Origin of the sequence: Amphritea opalescens (assembly GCF_003957515.1) — a bacterium.
GTDB classification, from domain to species: Bacteria; Pseudomonadota; Gammaproteobacteria; order Pseudomonadales; family Balneatricaceae; genus Amphritea; species Amphritea opalescens.
In genome coordinates, this window is record NZ_RQXW01000030.1 from 1 (window position 1) to 13,194 (window position 13,194).

Annotated in this window: 13 protein-coding genes, 1 tRNA gene and 1 pseudogene; 14 read left to right on the forward strand and 1 reads right to left on the reverse strand. The window is 46.0% G+C overall.

All coding sequences use genetic code 11. The features are described 5' to 3' along the window. Positions 1 to 538: 538 nt before the first annotated feature. The 14 genes and pseudogenes from thrS to EH243_RS18280 all read left to right on the forward strand — a co-directional run bounded on the left by thrS (position 539) and on the right by EH243_RS18280 (position 12,789). Positions 539 to 2,455: a threonine--tRNA ligase gene (gene thrS / locus EH243_RS18215; RefSeq protein ID WP_126160089.1), complete on the forward strand. Its 1,917-nt coding sequence runs from the start codon at positions 539 to 541 to the stop codon at positions 2,453 to 2,455. Positions 2,456 to 2,477: 22 nt separating this feature from the next. Beyond that, on the forward strand, positions 2,478 to 3,020 hold the full coding sequence (infC, locus tag EH243_RS18220) for a translation initiation factor IF-3 (protein WP_126160090.1): 543 nt from the start codon (positions 2,478 to 2,480) through the stop codon (positions 3,018 to 3,020). A gap of 103 nt (positions 3,021 to 3,123) precedes the next feature. After that, entirely contained in the window at positions 3,124 to 3,318 is a 195-nt protein-coding gene (rpmI, locus tag EH243_RS18225) for a 50S ribosomal protein L35 (protein ID WP_091357366.1), read from the forward strand. A 40-nt stretch (positions 3,319 to 3,358) separates the two neighbouring features. Further along, a complete protein-coding gene (rplT, locus tag EH243_RS18230) occupies positions 3,359 to 3,712 on the forward strand; it encodes a 50S ribosomal protein L20 (protein WP_126160091.1) in 354 nt (117 codons plus the stop codon). An 84-nt stretch (positions 3,713 to 3,796) separates the two neighbouring features. After that, positions 3,797 to 4,780 (forward strand): phenylalanine--tRNA ligase subunit alpha, encoded by a 984-nt coding sequence (gene pheS / locus EH243_RS18235; RefSeq protein ID WP_126160092.1) that lies wholly within the window; start codon positions 3,797 to 3,799, stop codon positions 4,778 to 4,780. A gap of 73 nt (positions 4,781 to 4,853) precedes the next feature. Then, entirely contained in the window at positions 4,854 to 7,244 is a 2,391-nt protein-coding gene (pheT, locus tag EH243_RS18240; RefSeq protein WP_126160093.1) for a phenylalanine--tRNA ligase subunit beta, read from the forward strand. 17 nt (positions 7,245 to 7,261) lie between these two features. Then, positions 7,262 to 7,558 (forward strand): integration host factor subunit alpha, encoded by a 297-nt coding sequence (gene ihfA / locus EH243_RS18245; RefSeq protein WP_091357359.1) that lies wholly within the window; start codon positions 7,262 to 7,264, stop codon positions 7,556 to 7,558. Further along, the gene (locus tag EH243_RS18250) at positions 7,545 to 7,907 is read left to right on the forward strand and encodes a MerR family transcriptional regulator (protein ID WP_126160094.1); all 363 of its coding nucleotides are present in this window, start codon (positions 7,545 to 7,547) and stop codon (positions 7,905 to 7,907) included. The genes ihfA and EH243_RS18250 overlap by 14 nt, the downstream gene beginning before the upstream one ends. A 95-nt stretch (positions 7,908 to 8,002) precedes the next feature. Then, positions 8,003 to 8,079, forward strand: a tRNA-Pro gene (locus tag EH243_RS18255). 98 nt (positions 8,080 to 8,177) lie between these two features. After that, positions 8,178 to 8,405: pseudogene (locus tag EH243_RS18260) on the forward strand (beta-barrel domain-containing protein); the annotation flags it as partial. A 679-nt stretch (positions 8,406 to 9,084) separates the two neighbouring features. After that, on the forward strand, positions 9,085 to 9,858 hold the full coding sequence (locus tag EH243_RS18265; RefSeq protein ID WP_126160096.1) for a hypothetical protein: 774 nt from the start codon (positions 9,085 to 9,087) through the stop codon (positions 9,856 to 9,858). Positions 9,859 to 9,976: 118 nt separating this feature from the next. Beyond that, positions 9,977 to 10,252: a hypothetical protein gene (locus EH243_RS18270; RefSeq protein ID WP_126160097.1), complete on the forward strand. Its 276-nt coding sequence runs from the start codon at positions 9,977 to 9,979 to the stop codon at positions 10,250 to 10,252. A gap of 97 nt (positions 10,253 to 10,349) precedes the next feature. Beyond that, a complete protein-coding gene (locus EH243_RS18275) occupies positions 10,350 to 10,736 on the forward strand; it encodes a hypothetical protein (RefSeq protein WP_126160098.1) in 387 nt (128 codons plus the stop codon). A 571-nt stretch (positions 10,737 to 11,307) separates the two neighbouring features. Beyond that, entirely contained in the window at positions 11,308 to 12,789 is a 1,482-nt protein-coding gene (locus tag EH243_RS18280; RefSeq protein ID WP_126160099.1) for a diguanylate cyclase, read from the forward strand. A gap of 280 nt (positions 12,790 to 13,069) precedes the next feature. On the opposite strand, the gene EH243_RS18285 is transcribed toward EH243_RS18280, so the two are convergent. Next, positions 13,070 to 13,194, reverse strand: a 125-nt coding sequence (locus tag EH243_RS18285) for an IS3 family transposase (protein ID WP_164549116.1), incomplete at its 5' end; no start/stop codon positions are given.

Below are 13,194 nucleotides of genomic sequence, written 5' to 3' on the forward strand. Positions count from 1 at the left end.
ACGTGGCTATCATGCGTAAGTATTTAACGGGATTATGGACTGTTTACCGTCAATGCCAAGCTTTTGATTCTGACAAATTATTCAATTTCAGTGAAAAAAAGCTTGAGCATTAACAGAGTATCTACACAAAAAATGAAGGGGTTGCTGTTACTGTAGGAGCTGCCTCTGGCTGCGATACATAGTACTGTCATATATCGCCTCTAGAAGAGGCTCCTACAAAAAAAATTGAATGGTTTGCTGTTGCCGTAGGATCTGCCTCCGGCAGCGATAGCATGGTGCTGTCATTTATCGCAACTATCTATAGCCGCTGCCTATTGATGCTATCTATCGCCCCTAAAACTGCCTCGCGCAAATAGATTGTCTAAGGGCCAATATAAACATCGATAGCCTGCTGAGCCGTTTCTAAATAGCTTTATAGTCGCGTTTCCGGTAAAATGCCGCGCCTGTAATGCCGCTACTTGGTTTGTAACGGCAACTAAATTCTTAGGGCGGTCTGTGGTACTGGTCACCCTTGAGCTAAATAAAATAGGAACACACAATGCCTGTAATTACCCTTCCTGATGGCAGCAAACGCGAGTTTGCTAATGCCGTTACTGTATTCGATGTTGCCGCTGATATTGGCGCTGGTCTGGCTAAAGTTGCTTTAGCCGGTAAAGTAAATGGTGAATTGGTGGATACCTCCTACACCATTACCGAAGACGCTGACTTAGCCATTATTACCCCCCGCGATGAAGATGGCTTAGAAGTGATTCGTCACTCCTGTGCTCATTTGATGGCCATGGCGGTACAGCAGCTATTTCCAACGGCACAGGTGACCATTGGTCCTGTGATCGAAGACGGCTTCTATTACGATTTCGCTTACGAACGCCCATTTACGCCGGACGATCTTCAGAAGATCGAAGCGAAAATGAAAGAGCTGGCTAAAGCGAACTATCCGATTTCTCGCTCTTTGATGAGTCGAGAGGACGCGGTTAAGTTATTCGAAGAGAAGGGTGAGAAGTATAAGGTTGAATTGCTGGAAGCGATTCCGAGTGATCAAGATCTGTCTTTCTATTCCCAAGGCGATTTTATCGACCTGTGTCGTGGACCTCATGCGCCGTCTACTGGGCATGTTAAAGTTTTCAAATTGATGAAACTGGCCGGTGCATACTGGCGCGGCGATTCAAACAATGAAATGTTACAGCGTATTTATGGTACTGCTTGGGGCGACAAAAAAGACCTTAAAGAGTATCTGCACCGCCTAGAAGAAGCGGAAAAACGTGATCACCGTAAACTGGGTAAGCAACTGAACTTATTCCATTTGCAGGAAGAAGCGCCGGGAATGGTGTTCTGGCACGCTGATGGCTGGAAGTTGTATCAAACAATCGAACAATATATGCGGATCAAACAGCGTCAGCATAATTACGATGAGATCAGAACTCCTCAGGTCGTTGAACGGACTTTGTGGGAAAAATCGGGTCACTGGGATAAATTCTCAGAAGAGATGTTTACCACGCATTCCGAAAACCGCGATTTTGCAATTAAACCGATGAACTGCCCTTGTCACGTTCAGGTGTTTAACCAAGGATTACGTTCGTACCGCGATCTGCCATTGCGTTTGGCTGAATTTGGCTGCTGTCACCGTAATGAGCCATCTGGCGCATTGCACGGTATTATGCGGGTACGTGGCTTTGTTCAGGATGATGCTCATATTTTCTGTGCTGAAGATGATATCCAGAATGAAGTGGCGCGCTTTATCGAATTCTTGCATGAAGTTTATGCTGATTTTGGCTTCAGTGATGTGATTTATAAGCTCTCGACTCGTCCAGAAAAACGGGTGGGTTCTGACGAAGTTTGGGACAAAGCCGAGAAAGCCTTGGGTGATGCCCTTGATGCTGCCGGTTTAGACTGGGATGAGTTGCCGGGCGAAGGTGCTTTTTATGGCCCTAAAGTTGAATTTTCCTTGAAAGATTGTTTGGGCCGCGTCTGGCAGTGCGGTACTATACAGGTAGACTTCTCGATGCCCGGTCGTTTGGGCGCGCAGTTTGTCAATGAATCAGGTGATCGCGAGACACCGGTTATGCTTCATCGTGCTATTTTGGGTTCATTTGAACGCTTTATCGGTATTCTGATTGAAAACTTTGCCGGTGCTTTACCGACTTGGTTAGCACCAAAACAGGTGTCAATTTTGAATATTACCGATAAACAGGCGGAATATTGTCGCGAACTTGAAGAAAAACTGACAGAACTTGGATTCTTTGCATCTGCGGACTTGAGAAATGAGAAGATCGGCTTTAAAATCCGCGAGCACACAATTCAGAAAGTTCCTTATTTGCTGGTTGTCGGCGATAAGGAAGTAGAAACTGGTACCGTGGCAGTTCGTACCCGTACCGGTGAAGATCTCGGCACATTGTCGATTGAAGAGTTTTGCGAGCATCTGAAGCAGGACGTTGCTCAGAAAGGCCGCAAAGAATAATTAATAGATTGGAGATACAGCTATCAAGCGAGATAACAGAAGAGGGCGTAATGAGCGGAATAAGCCGCCTATAAATGAGAATATCAGCGCCCGCGAGTGTCGGTTGATTGGTCCGGATGGAACGCAGATAGGTGTTGTGCCTATCAAAGACGCCCTCGAGGCGGCACAAGAAGTTGGCCTTGACCTGGTACAAATTTCTGATTCTGATCCTATCGTCTGTAAGGTGATGGATTACGGTAAGTTTTTGTACGAAAAGAAAAAAGAAGCGAATGCTGCTAAGAAGAAGCAGACGCAGATGCAGGTTAAGGAAGTAAAATTCCGTCCAAATACGGAAGTAGGGGATTATCAGGTAAAACTACGCAACCTGATACGTTTCCTTGAAGGTGGCGATAAGGTCAAGGTAACACTACGTTACCGCGGCCGTGAAATGGCACACCAGGAGTTAGGCATGCAGCTATTAAACCGGATCGAAAAAGATCTGGAAGAGTTGGGTGTCGTTGAGCAGCGTCCAAAAATGGAAGGCCGCCAATTGATCATGGTCATAGCTCCGAAAAAGAAAAAGTAGTCTGACTTCAGCGTAAAACCCGTGCTGACTCTTTGTGGGCCAGATACGGGTTTTGTTGTTTGTTCAGGTGAAAGATAATTAACGAATGCGTGGGGATTTAGTAATGCCTAAAATGAAATCTTGCAGCGGTGCTGCGAAACGTTTTAAAAAGACTGCTAAAGGCTTTAAGCACAAACAGTCTTACACAAGCCACATCCTGACTAAGAAAACGACTAAGCGTAAGCGTCAGCTTCGCCCAATGTTGCAAGTTGCAGCGGCCGATCAGAAATTGATCCGTCGTATGTTGCCTTACATCTAAGTCGTAGTAACCACAAATTCTAAGTTAGGAAGAGAAAGATATGGCACGTGTAAAACGTGGTGTCATCGCACACCGTCGTCACAAAAAGATCCTGAAAAAAGCTAAAGGTTACTATGGCGCTCGTAGCCGTGTATTCCGCGTAGCTAAACAGGCAGTAATTAAAGCAGGTCAGTATGCGTACCGTGACCGTCGTCAGCGTAAGCGTCAATTCCGCGCGCTGTGGATTGCACGTATCAATGCTGCAGCCCGCATTAATGGTTTGTCTTACAGCCGCTTTATTGCTGGCTTGAAGAAAGCATCTATCGAGATCGATCGTAAGGTGCTGGCTGATTTGGCTGTTCACGAAGCGCACGTTTTTGCTGCTATCGTTGAAAAAGCAAAAGCTGCACTGTAAGACACCCTTACCTTCTGGTAAGTATTGATCGTTGTGATAGGGGAAGGGTGCAAACTCTTCCCCTATTTTTATCTGGAGCGGTAAATGGAAAACATTCAAATCCTGTTGGCTGAAGGCAAACAGGCGGCAGAACAGGCAACAAGCGCGCAGGATCTTGATCAGGTGCGGGTTCAGTATCTGGGTAAGAAAGGTCATCTTACCCAGCTATTGAAGGGTCTGGGCGCGCTGAGTGCTGAAGAACGCCCTCAGGCGGGCGCAAAAATTAATGAAGCAAAGCAGGCGCTGCAGGATGTGCTGAATGCACGTCGTACCAGTCTAGAAGCCGCAGCGTTAGATGCAAAACTGGCGGAAGAGACCATCGATGTCACTCTGCCGGGACGCGGTCAGTCATTGGGTGGCCTGCACCCGGTCACTAAGACGTTACAGCGGATTGAAGAGTTCTTTGCCCGAATTGGCTATTCCGTGGCGGAAGGACCTGAGATCGAAGATGATTATCATAACTTCGAAGCGCTGAATATTCCGTCCCATCACCCCGCTCGGGCGATGCACGATACATTCTATTTCAATGCTAATACCTTGCTGCGGACACACACCTCGGGTGTTCAGGTGCGTACGATGGAAACACAACAGCCGCCGATTCGGATTATCTGTCCGGGCCGTGTGTATCGTTGTGACTATGATCAGACTCACTCGCCGATGTTTCATCAGGTGGAAGGCTTGATCGTCGATAAAGATATCAGCTTTGCCGACCTAAAAGGCACCTTAGAGCAGTTCCTGCGAGAGTTCTTTGAGGAAGATGTCAAAGTCCGTTTTCGTCCGTCTTACTTCCCGTTCACTGAACCGTCTATCGAAGTCGATATTGACCGGGGTGATGGTAAGTGGATGGAAGTGCTCGGTTGCGGCATCGTTCATCCGAAAGTATTTGAGTCTTCCAATATCGATCCGGAGCAGTACACCGGTTTTGCCTTCGGTATGGGGGTAGAGCGTCTGGCGATGCTGCGGTATGGCGTTAATGACCTGCGCCTGTTCTTTGAAAACGATCTGCGCTTCCTTGGGCAATTTAACTGAGCAATCAGTTGAGTTGGCTTTAGAGAGAACGAGAGCGTTTAAAAGTAGATAAAGAATTTTCGGAAACAGAATTATGAAATTCAGTGAAAAGTGGTTACGTGAACTGGTTGATCCGGCAACGGATACGCAGGGTATTGCTGATCAGATCACGATGGCTGGTCTCGAAGTTGATGAGATTATTCCGGTGGCGGGTCAGTTTAGTGGTGTGGTAGTCGGTGAGATTCTTTCCGCTGGCCCGCATCCGAATGCCGATAAGTTGCAGGTATGTCAGGTAACCGACGGCAGTGAAACATTCCAAATCGTCTGTGGTGCGCCAAATGCGCGCGGCGGGCTGAAAACCGCCTTTGCGAAGGTCGGCGCAGTGTTGGGCGCTGCAGATGGTAGCAGCTTTAAAATCAAAAAAGCCAAGCTACGTCAGGTTGAATCGTTCGGTATGCTCTGTGCAGACGACGAGTTAGGCATATCTGACAACCATGCGGGTATTATGGAATTGGCTGAAGATGCGCCGGTCGGTACTGATCTGCGTGAATACTTAGGCCTAGATGATGCCATCATCGATGTGGATTTAACGCCCAATCGCGGTGACTGCCTGTCGATTGCGGGTCTGGCCCGTGAAGTCGGTGTGTTGAATAAAGCGCCGGTTAACTATGTCGATGTTGAGTTTGTCGTACCGACGATCGAAGATACGTTGCCGATTACGCTAGAAGATCCAGAAGGCTGTCCTCGTTATCAGGGCCGGATTATTCGTGGCGTCGATATGACGGCGAAAACACCGCTGTGGATGGTTGAAAAGCTGCGTCGCTGTGGTATTCGTTCGATTGATCCTGTGGTTGATGTCACCAACTATGTTTTGTTGGAACTGGGTCAGCCGATGCATGCCTTTGATCTGGCTAAACTCAGCGGTGGTATTGTTGTTCGTAAGGCGAAGCCCGCTGAAAAATTAACCCTGTTAGATGGTAACGAAGTTACATTGACCGAGAACACCTTAGTCATCGCCGATAACGACAACGCGGTGGCTATGGCGGGTATCTTCGGTGGTGAAGCGACGGGCGTCACGGCGGAATCTAAAGATATTTTCCTCGAATGTGCCTATTTTAACCCCATCAATATTGCCGGCCGAGCACGTTCATACGGATTGCACACCGATGCATCCCATCGCTATGAGCGTGGTGTTGACTGGCAGTTGCAGCGTAAGGCGACTGAGCGCGCCACCCAGCTGTTGTTAGATATTGTGGGTGGTGAAGTCGGTCCTGTTGTTGAGGCTGTCTCAGAAGAGCACCTGCCCACTGCGACGACCGTCACCTTGCGTCAAAGCAAAGTTAATCAGGTGTTGGCATTTGAGATGCCAGCGCTAGAGATCGAAGAGATTCTTACCCGTTTAGGGATGACGGTTGAGCGTAGCGCCGACGGCGAATGGTCCGTAGCCGTGCCGTCTTACCGTTTCGATATCAGTATCGAAGTCGACCTGATCGAAGAGTTAGCTCGGGTCTACGGTTACAACAACCTGCCGGTTAAGGTGCCAACCGCAGAACTGAATATGATCGCCAATGATGAGTCGAAAGTGACGCTGAATCGCGTTCGTGCTCAGTTAGTGGGGCGAGGCTATCAAGAAGCGATCACCTATAGCTTCATTGAAAAGGGCTTAGCGGCTCAGTTTGATGATAAGCATGAGGCGAAAGCACTGGCGAACCCTATCTCTGCTGAGATGGCGGTGATGCGTACCAGCATCTGGCCTGGACTGACGAAGGCGCTGCAATATAACCAGAATCGTCAACAAGCCCGTGTGCGTCTATTCGAAACTGGCCAACGTTTCTTGCCTGAAGGTGATCAACTCATTCAGGAGAATGTTGTTGCTGGTCTGATCTGTGGTCCACGTCAGTCCGAAGGCTGGAGTGCTGATAACACGCCGGTGGATTACTATGACCTGAAAGGCGATGTTGAATCGTTGCTCGCATTGGGTGGCTGTGCTGATCAGTTCAGTTTTGTGGCTGAACGCCATGTAGCCCTGCACCCGGGTCAATCCGCTGCGATTCAGCGTAACGGTAAAACCGTTGGCTTTATGGGCGCGTTGCACCCTGAGTTAGTGAAGAGCCTTGGTCTGGCCGGTCCGGTGTTTCTGTTCGAAATTGTTCAGTCAGAACTGTTAGATGGTGGCTTGCCACGCTTTAGCAGCCTGTCTAAGTTCCCCGAGAGCCGTCGTGACTTAGCTTTACTGGTCAATGAGTCGGTTGCCTTCGAAGAACTTCGCGCTGTTGCGCTGCAGCACGGTGGTGAATATCTTCAAGCAGTGACCCTGTTCGATGTTTATCAGGGCAAAGGTGTCGAACCTGGTCAAAAAAGCATCGCTTTGGGCTTGACCTGGCAGCATCCTTCGCGCACTCTTAACGATGAAGAGATCAACGAAGTCATTGATTTTGTTGTGTCTGCACTGAAAAATGAGTTCGGTGCAACATTAAGAGTGTAATCGACAGGGGTATTCTGATGGGCTCTTTGACTAAAGCAGATATGGCTGAGCGCCTGTATGAAGATCTGGGGCTGAACAAGCGAGAAGCAAAAGAGATGGTGGAAGCCTTCTTTGATGAAATTCGCATGAGTCTGGCTGAAAACGAGCAGGTAAAGCTCTCAGGTTTTGGTAATTTTGATCTGCGTGATAAGCGTGAACGTCCGGGGCGAAATCCTAAAACCGGTGAAGAGGTGCCAATCTCTGCACGGCGGGTGGTTACTTTTCGTCCAGGACAAAAGCTTAAGGAACGTGTAGAAGCTTATGAAGGAGACTGATTCAGTCTCGGATGAACTGCCCAATATACCCAATAAGCGCTATTTTACCATTGGTGAAGTAGCGCAGTTGTGTGATCTTAAAGCCCATGTTTTAAGATATTGGGAACAAGAGTTTCCGCAGATTCGTCCGGTTAAACGCAGCGGGCGACGTTATTACCAGCGTCAGGATGTGCTGATTATTCGGCAGATTCAGGGCTTATTACATGATCAAGGCTACACCATCAACGGTGCCCGTCAGTGGCTCAATGGCGATCAGGCAGAAGATGATACGGCGCGATACAAACAGTTGATTCGACAGACCATTGCCGAGCTTGAAGATATTCGTAAGCTACTGAAATCGGTAAAGTAAATCGATTAAAAAGTTCTTTTCAGACGTGAATTGTTGGCGTAGTATAGCCACCTCTGTTGTAGCGCTAAACGCTTTAAGTGTTTAGTGCTCATCGTCGGGACATAGCGCAGCCTGGTAGCGCACTACTCTGGGGGAGTAGGGGTCGTGGGTTCGAATCCCGCTGTCCCGACCACTTATATCTAAGCCTGCTTTCTGCAGGCTTTTTTGTATCTCCTGTAAAGCTTATCTATTGTCTAGTTTCATCTCTGTGATCGAAACAGGTTTACCGGTGAAGTGGTTTCGATCAGTGCCGACCGCATGGTGGATAATGATGGTATGCCTTTCTATAAGGTAAGGGTGAAGCCCGGCTCGTATGAGTTTCTGCGTGGCGCACAGTCGTTCCGCTTGATTCCCGGCGTGCGCGTACAGGTATCGATATTGGTCGGTTCCCGCACGGTGATTAGTTATCTGTTCGAGCCGTTTATGTCGATCTCTCAAAGCGCATTGATAGAGCCTTAAAGCTCGAACGCTCCGCTTAAGCTCGGGTGCATAGCTTCATTTTGCACTTGAGTTGAATTCAGTGCCTCAACGCTGAAGTGATCACTTACCAATCGCCTCTGCTCAAGGGAGGTTTTCTATTTAGCCTGAAAAATTGAACTAACTCTTTGATTTTATGGCATGTAGATATTATGATTTAGGCCAGTTAATGGCAGGGATGCAGCCTCTACAGACGGGATTATTCTGTAAAAGACCTTTCTTGATTGTTTTTAACCTGCTGATATATAAAGAAAAGTTTATTTCGTGAGCCAGTTTCAATAGTTATAGTGTCTGGGGCTTATAGTGTCAAAGGGCACAATGACTATCTGTTATACGTATTATAAAGGAGTCCATATGTTGACCTGGATTAAATGTAAATTGTTGGGTATTCATAACTGGGAAGAGAGTAGTAGACGATACACTAACGATTTAGATGATGTAGAAGAAAAATGTACCATTTGTGGTAAGACTAGATCACAGCGTAAAGGGTAAAAAACTAGCCTTTTCAGTAATATTTAAAATTGACTTGTCATACGTATAACAAGTTGCTCAAGCAGGATAAAATACAGTTGTTTTTTTGCTCGTGTCTCGCTTATTTTAACCAACTATATTTTGCCTCTTAGAAAGGCGTTATTTTACTGAGTCTAAGTAAGGTATTTCGATGTCAGAAGACAAGTATCAAATAACGGAGAAGGCGCAATATCTTAACTTGCTCATTTTGAAAGATGAGTTACAGAGCTTTGATACCCTTCTTTCCGAAGCTATTACTGATGCAGATACTTGGCTGTCGAAATTACGCGCTACACGTGGTGTTTTCCTTACACTAAATAATGTCAAAGATATCGCTGATAGACTGAGAATTAATGGTTCAACTGAATTTACCTTAAGCACAAGATCCTTAAGAAAAGACTTAATGTTTGCCAATCATTTTCGGAATAGAGGAATTGGCCACTTAAATGATATTTTACTTAAAAGGGCCGCTCAGTGGAGTCCTCAGATATTCTATGAGTCATTTAAGGATAATAATAGTTTCAAACTTATAGAAGCCCATAGAACAATTATTGAGTCATGTATTAACTCATATATTGATAAGGATGGTAGGCAAAAAGTATTTGATACCGAGATTGACTTAATGTATCCGCCTGATGCAAAGCAGTTTTATTCCTACCTTTCTGCATTAGTAACTAAATCAGTTAATTGGCTCAATGAAGCATCAAAAATAATACTATCTCTCATTGTTCATCATACAAATGAAGAGATACAAGAATTAGCGGCCATAGCTGGCCAAACTAATTTTGATTTAAAATCTGAGTCTGAGTTTAGTTATTCAATTGAAGAGCATAGGATAAATTTCGCTGAAACGATGAAAGTACTTAAGGAGCGTGGAACAGACCCGAAAATACTGGAAGTCATGCGCGAGAAATTTGAAATATAAGCAACGACTACACCGGATAAATACCCACCATCACCTTTTGTGCAAAACACGCACAAAAGCCACCATCAAAAATTTGCTCGGTGAGCCGGGCGTTATACACAAGGAGTAGCGGCACAAAATGGCAAGGCATCATAGCCAAGGCGGTTTTATCAAATCGAGATTGATCGGCCTCTTTGCATCTCTGTTTTTCTCTGTACCTACTGCTATTTTGATCTGGTTTGGAGTCAACAAGCAGCTGGCGTACTTTGATGCAGGGTTCTTCAGCAGTACCTATCTTATTGCCTGTATTCTCATATTTTCTGTGCTTGCGTTGCTGTTCCCGCGCCTTTTTTCCTCTATTCTTGGGGGTATTTGGCGCGGCATACTCAAGGTTGAACGTTGGTGGGGTTGGTAGCTTATAACCAATGATGCAACTTCAACCCTTCGAGCTCGGATCTTCGCAAGCAAGTTGCACTGGCCCGTTAATGAAGCGTTATATCCGAGGAGCTAATTTGAAAAAGTTGTTTTATATACTCATTTGCTTCACAGCGGTTTCTGGGTGTTCTGTGCTGCCGAAATCAAGTTTCGTTTACTACAAAAGTTTGGAGCCAGAGTCCTGTAACTTGGTGGTTGGGTTATCACAAGAAGGTGATCAACTTTTATACAAAGTGACAACCAATGCTCGCTCTGCTGAAGGCACTTTGATGAAACGGGGCCAACAAATTGTATTCTCTGGACTCCATGCTTCAAAATCGCCCGGTAATCTAAAAATTGAAGTAAGCGCGTTGCAGCAGGGTGATACCTTAACAATCCAAAATTACGGTAATAGCATGAATCCATTCACGCTGTTCTCTGAGTGCGAAAGCAAGTATCTCTCCCTAGTGAAAACACGCAGATAACAAGGCAAGCAACGCGGACGGCGTCGATGCCCGCTGTTGGAGGCGTTGTTTCCTTAAGCCATGAAAACAGTCATCACAGTCATGCTGAACATCTTTATGACTGAAGCCATATCCGATGAACAGTGGATGGCACAGCTTACCGAGTCGCATAATTATCTTACAAAACGCCACGATGGCCTCGGCTGAGTACAAAGTTGGATAACACTATAGGTTTGACTGGGTCCAAGACTAAGGGGCTTTGGTTTTTCACATGATGGTGTCGTTGCCGTTATCGCCAAAACCATTGTCGGAATGACCAACTCGTAAAAGGGCTCCCTCTATCTGTAATACAAGGGATCAAAGCTCTTTTTTAGAGAGATATTAGGGAGACGTTAAGTGAGATTTTCAATGGCTTTGAGCCGCGCCATTTTTACCAGCGGCGTTGGTTTGCACCGCTATTAGCGGTAAGGATAAAAAAGGCCTAAACTGTGAACTACCGATCTAATATTGTTGACGACAAGCACTTTAGTCGTTGTTGTAACACCATTTTATTTGGATTCGGACATTTTGGTAACCGTTGGTACGTTAGTCTATGATCAAGCGAAAAAAGAGCGTTGCGTATTGTCTATTGTTTTGTTTGCTGACTGGCGTAATGGCTTTCTATGAACTGCGATATTCCTTATTGCAGGAAGAGGCTAAAGTTGAAGAGCGGGTTGCCAATACCAGCATTTTGATTGGAGAGTGGATCAAAGGGGCATTTGCTGCTTCTGATTATATTTTGCGTGATATTGTCTACACGGTGCCTGTTTCAGCGCTTCAATTTCCTGTAACGAATACGGATGAGTATGCCCGCGTCTCAAAATATATTGAGGACAAGTATAAGACTCTCCCCCATGCTATCGGTGTGGGCCTAAATGATAAAAACTGCATTATGACTCACACACCTTCCATTGTGGGCTTTGATGCTAGCCATCGTGAATGGTGTAGCGTGCCAATGCATAATCCAAACATTCAAACCTACGTTTCAAATATGTTTGCCAGTAATATCGGTAAGCTGATGGTTATCCAGTCTCGAAAATTTCCGGGGGATGAGTTTAGTGGGTTGGCTGGCATTGGCGTGGATTTGGAGTTCTTTTCGGCATGGCTTGAAAAGGTGTCGATCGGTACTCATGGTGTTTTAGCCATCAGTGATCAGAATGTAAAACTACTGGCAAGAAAACCAGCCAGGCCCGAGATGCTGGGCAAAACAGTGAATGATTCAATTGTTAAAGCCTTTATTGGTTCCGATGAAAACTACAAAACGTTTCGTCAAACTTCTCCGTTGGATAAGCAGTCGCGGCTGTATGGTGTTCGTAAGATTGAGGGGCTGCCGTTTGTTATTCTGGTTGGCGAAGCAGATAGTGACTGGCAAGCGGCTTGGCGGCTGCATGTTGGGTTGGCGATAGGTGCGCTTGTCATTTTATGGTTACTGGCATTCTATACGCTTTATATTTACTGGGAGCGGTTAAAGAATCTCGTTGAACTCAAGAAAGTCCGTGATGAACTCGAAGACCTCAGCCTCACCGACGCCCTGACCGGATTAGCCAATCGCCGTTGCTTCAACAATGTTTTAGATGCCGAGTGTGATCGCATGCGCCGTGTAAAAGGGCCCATTTCTGTGATCATGATTGATGTGGATTTCTTTAAAGCCTTCAATGACACTTATGGCCACGTAGCTGGGGATGAGTGTCTCAAATTGGTGGCTGGGGTTTTCCAGAGTAAACTCAAACGGCCTCAGGACCTAGTCGCTCGCTACGGAGGGGAGGAGTTTTGTTGCATTCTACCTGAAACGGATCACCTAGGTGCTGTCGGCATTGCGATGAGCATTAAGGATGAAATTACGCGTTTGAGTATCCCCCACGAAGGTTCTGAAATCGAGAATCACCTTACCGTTAGTTTAGGTGTGGCTTCGGTTATCTGTGGTGAGGATATTAATTCTGACACTATCATAAACTTGGCTGACGAGCGTCTCTACCAAGCTAAGAAGAATGGGCGGAACCAGGTGGTTTCAGAATCGATTGATGCCCATAAATGAACTGCAAAATAAAGGAATGATAGGGAGCAGAGCCCCTATTTAGAGCCCCTATTTTTGAGGGGGCGAAAAAACGATACAAGTTAATCCATATGAAAGAGATCCACAGGCTCGTCAGGATTGTTTAGATGAATTTGGATCGCTATGCAAAATTTGTGAATTTGACTTTGAAAAAGATTATGGGGAACGTGGTAAAGGTTTTATCCATGTTTATCGCATAGCGCGAATTCAATTGCTAAGTGCAACACGTTTTGATCTGGCAACAGTTTTCCGGACACATTTCTTAAGCTGCCTTTGACAGCGGTTCCTCAAAGACCAATGGCGCAATATACCCATTGGTTGAGTGAAGTCTCTCTCGGTTATAAAACACCTCGATATACTCAAAAATAGCCCGCTTTGCCTCTTCTC

Bases quoted from the DNA above. Each gene is read 5' to 3' on its own strand.
- thrS (WP_126160089.1), top strand. From the start codon at position 539: ATGCCTGTAATTACCCTTCCTGATGGCAGCAAACGCGAGTTTGCTAAT.
- rpmI (WP_091357366.1), top strand. From the start codon at position 3,124: ATGCCTAAAATGAAATCTTGCAGCGGTGCTGCGAAACGTTTTAAAAAG.
- rplT (WP_126160091.1), top strand. From the start codon at position 3,359: ATGGCACGTGTAAAACGTGGTGTCATCGCACACCGTCGTCACAAAAAG.
- pheS (WP_126160092.1), top strand. From the start codon at position 3,797: ATGGAAAACATTCAAATCCTGTTGGCTGAAGGCAAACAGGCGGCAGAA.
- pheT (WP_126160093.1), top strand. From the start codon at position 4,854: ATGAAATTCAGTGAAAAGTGGTTACGTGAACTGGTTGATCCGGCAACG.
- ihfA (WP_091357359.1), top strand. From the start codon at position 7,262: ATGGGCTCTTTGACTAAAGCAGATATGGCTGAGCGCCTGTATGAAGAT.
- EH243_RS18250 (WP_126160094.1), top strand. From the start codon at position 7,545: ATGAAGGAGACTGATTCAGTCTCGGATGAACTGCCCAATATACCCAAT.
- EH243_RS18265 (WP_126160096.1), top strand. From the start codon at position 9,085: ATGTCAGAAGACAAGTATCAAATAACGGAGAAGGCGCAATATCTTAAC.
- EH243_RS18270 (WP_126160097.1), top strand. From the start codon at position 9,977: ATGGCAAGGCATCATAGCCAAGGCGGTTTTATCAAATCGAGATTGATC.
- EH243_RS18280 (WP_126160099.1), top strand. From the start codon at position 11,308: ATGATCAAGCGAAAAAAGAGCGTTGCGTATTGTCTATTGTTTTGTTTG.